The following is a 2,986-nucleotide window of genomic DNA, read 5'->3' as shown; positions in this document are numbered from 1 at the left end:
CAACCGCAACACCAAAGGCATGTTGTACGTCGCGGACAGACCCTCCAACTGATGAATGAACCACAACCGACGCTGAGCAAACGACAACGGAAGCACACTCGGCCGAACCATCGGAACCAACGGCGCTCGACCACTCGACTCGGCACTCAGCCCGGCCGCCAGCTGCGCAACCGTAGGCGCCTGGAACAACCCCCGCACCGAGATTTCCACGCCGAACACATCCTGAATGGCCGCGACCACCCGCATCGCCAGCAACGAATGGCCGCCCAGATCGAAGAACGAATCGTCGACACTCACTCGCTCCAGTCCCAGCACCTGAGCGAAAATGACCGCCAACGACTCCTCGACCGAGGTAGCCGGTGCCCGATGTCCTTCCCCGCCCGCGTAATCGGGCACCGGCAGCGCGGCCTTATCCAGTTTGCCGTTCATCGTCAACGGCAGGCTGTCGAGGACCACCACCACCGAGGGAACCATGTACTCCGGCAACCGGGACGCCACAGCTGCCCGCACGACGGCCCCGTCGACCGCACCGGTCACATATCCGACCAGCCGCCGGCTGCCCGGCTGATCCTCCCGAACGACGACCGCAGCCTTCTCGACCCCGGCCTCCCGGGCCAACGCCGCACCAACTTCGCCGAGCTCGATTCGGAAGCCCCGAATCTTCACCTGGTCGTCGCTACGACTCACATATTCCAGCTCGCCCTTGATGTTCCACCGCACCAGATCACCTGTGCGATACATGCGAGCGCCCGCCGTCCCGAGCGGACATGCCACGAACCGCGAGGCCGTCAAACCCGGTCGACGCAGATACCCGCGAGCCAAGCCCTTACCCGCGACGTACAACTCACCCACCACCCCGATGGGCACCTCACGCAACCCCGCATCCAATACGAAGTAGGCCACACCGGAAATCGGACGACCGATCGACGGCACCCCGGACCCCGCCACCAACGGTTCACTCAACGATGTATAGAACGTCTCCGTGGGGCCGTACCCATTGATCATCACCCGGCCCGGTGCCCATAGATCGGCCAGCTCCGCCGAACACCACTCGCCGGCGAGCACGACGGTTCCCACCGAGCCGAGTCGCTCCGGCGACAGCAATCCGAGCGCGCTCGGCGTCATGTTCAGTATGTTCACGCCTTCGCGAACCAGGAGCCGCTCGAGATCTCGACCGGACCGGACCACGGTGCCGGGCACCACGATCAGTCGCCCTCCGTGTAGTAGCGCGCCCCAGATCTCCCATACCGAGATGTCGAACGCATACGAGTGGAATTGCGTCCACACCTGTTCGGACGCGGGCGAGAAGCCCCAGGTACGAATCGAATCGAAGGTTTGCGCAATGCTCGCCTGCGTGACGGCGACGCCTTTGGGCCGACCGGTCGTGCCCGAGGTATAGATGACATAGGCCAGGTTCTCGGCGTCCGGAGCGGGCAGCGCCGTCACCGGCTGATCGGCGATCGCCGGATCGTCGATATCAACCACCGTCACCACCAAACCTGCCAGGCGATGCGCATACTCGGCGGTCGTAATCGCAAGCGCCGGTGCGGCATCGGCGAACATGAACGCCACCCGTTCATCGGGGTGCAGCACATCGGCGGGGAGATACGCGGCCCCCACCTTCAGCACCGCGAGGATCGCAACGATCGCATTGACCGACCGCGGCAGCAGCAGCGCCACGATGTCACCGGCACCGACACCGCGCTCCGCCAGCGCATGCGCCAGGCGCCACGACTCCGCGTCCAGCTCGCGATAGCTCAGCGAATCGCTCTCGAACACCACCGCGACCGCATCCGGAGTCCGTGCGACCTGCTCGGCGAACAACTCCGTAATCGACACCGCCGCGGTCTGTTCGGCAAGAACCGCCCGGTGGGAGAACGCCATCAGCCGCGCCCGCTCGTGCTCGTCGAGCACATCGATCGACGACAACCGTCGTCGCGGGTTGCCGGCAACCGACGTCAGCGCCCGTTCCAGCCTCGACACCAGCCGCTCGATCGTCTCCGCGGCGAACACGTCCGACCGGTACTCCACCGCGCCGCGGATCCCGGCAGGCGCACCGGATTCGGTGAAGTTCTCCCCGATGCTGAAGGTCAGATCCATCCGCGACGCGAATGCCTCGGTCGGCTCCGCCGAAACCTGTACACCGCCCAGGTCGAGCATTGCGACCTGATTGTTCTGCCACGCCAATGTCACCTGCACCAACGGGTGATGCGCTTGAGACCGAGCCGGATTGAGCCGCTCGACCAGCGCGTCGAATGGCACATCCTGGTTGGCGAACGCGTCCAGGCTGCGTTCGCGCACCTGCTCGACCAACTCACCGAAACCGGGATCACCGCTCACATCGGTACGCAAAACCAAAGTGTTGACGAAGAATCCGACCAGATCATTCAGCGCGGCATCACCGCGGCCGGCGACGTTGATGCCGACCGCGATATCGCCGCTGCCGCTCATCCGCGACAGCACCAGCGCCAGCGCGGCCTGCACCACCATGAAGGTGGTGGCATTGAATTCGCTTGCAACCCTGCGAATTTGCTCGTGCAGGTGAACCGGCCAGGCCACGGGCACCGCGGCACCGCGATAGGACGCAACAGACGGATAAGGCCGATCCGTCGGCAACTCCAGCCGCTCCGGCAAACCCGCGAGAACCCGCTCCCAGAACCCCACCTGCTCGGCCATCGCACTACCCGGATCATCTACATCCCCGAGATACTCACGCTGCCACAGGGTGTAATCCACGTACTGCACGGGCAATGGATCCCAACCGGGAGCGACACCGGCACACCGCGCCGAATAAGCCGCCCCCAGATCACGCGCCAGCGGCGCGAATGACCAACCGTCACAGGCGATGTGATGCACGGTTAGAACGAGTACGTGCTCATCGTCTCCGACCTCGAAAAGTCTTGCCCGCAAAGGAATCTCGGCCGCAAGATCGAACTCGTACCGGACCAGCCCAGCCACCGCCGCATCGAGCCGACCACCCGGCCAC

1 protein-coding gene is annotated in these 2,986 nt (G+C 64.8%); it reads right to left on the bottom strand.

Features of this window, described 5'->3' with window-relative positions:
- A partial coding sequence (locus tag AB0L82_RS43605) for an amino acid adenylation domain-containing protein (RefSeq protein ID WP_364651590.1) occupies positions 1-2,986 on the bottom strand: 2,986 nt, incomplete at both ends.

This window comes from Nocardia sp. NPDC052001 (assembly GCF_040680615.1).
In the GTDB taxonomy this organism is placed as follows: domain Bacteria; phylum Actinomycetota; class Actinomycetes; order Mycobacteriales; family Mycobacteriaceae; genus Nocardia.
Note: the sequence above shows the minus strand (reverse complement) of the source record. Positions and strands in the feature narration are given on the sequence as shown.